4 tRNA genes are annotated in these 463 nt (G+C 58.5%); all 4 read left to right on the forward strand.

The window, feature by feature from the left end:
• Window positions 1–5 precede the first annotated feature (5 nt).
• Window positions 6–90, forward strand: a tRNA-Leu gene (locus AC3A6F_RS25320).
• Between the two features lie 33 nt (window positions 91–123).
• Window positions 124–208: transfer RNA gene (locus tag AC3A6F_RS25325), tRNA-Leu, on the forward strand.
• 29 nt (window positions 209–237) lie between these two features.
• A tRNA-Leu gene (locus tag AC3A6F_RS25330) sits at window positions 238–322 on the forward strand.
• Between the two features lie 46 nt (window positions 323–368).
• A tRNA-Leu gene (locus AC3A6F_RS25335) sits at window positions 369–453 on the forward strand.
• The last annotated feature ends 10 nt before the right edge of the window (window positions 454–463 follow it).

Genomic DNA, 463 nt, shown 5'->3' on the forward strand with positions numbered 1-463 from the left:
TCAGTGCCCACGTGGCGGAATTGGTAGACGCGCATGGTTCAGGTCCATGTGCCGCGAGGTGTGGGGGTTCGAGTCCCTCCGTGGGCACCAACAGATTGACAGGTAGTTTGTAATACAGAAAACGCCCACGTGGCGGAATTGGTAGACGCGCATGGTTCAGGTCCATGTGCCGCAAGGTGTGGGGGTTCGAGTCCCTCCGTGGGCACCAACGTTTTCTGGTTGTGAGGTTGTTTCAGTGCCCACGTGGCGGAATTGGTAGACGCGCATGGTTCAGGTCCATGTGCCGCGAGGTGTGGGGGTTCGAGTCCCTCCGTGGGCACCAAAATCTACCTGGTTGTAAAGTTGTGTCGTAGCAGAGCAGCATCAGTGCCCACGTGGCGGAATTGGTAGACGCGCATGGTTCAGGTCCATGTGCCGCGAGGTGTGGGGGTTCGAGTCCCTCCGTGGGCACCAAAATCTACCT

It is taken from the genome of Massilia sp. Soil_C_3, from assembly GCF_057657035.1.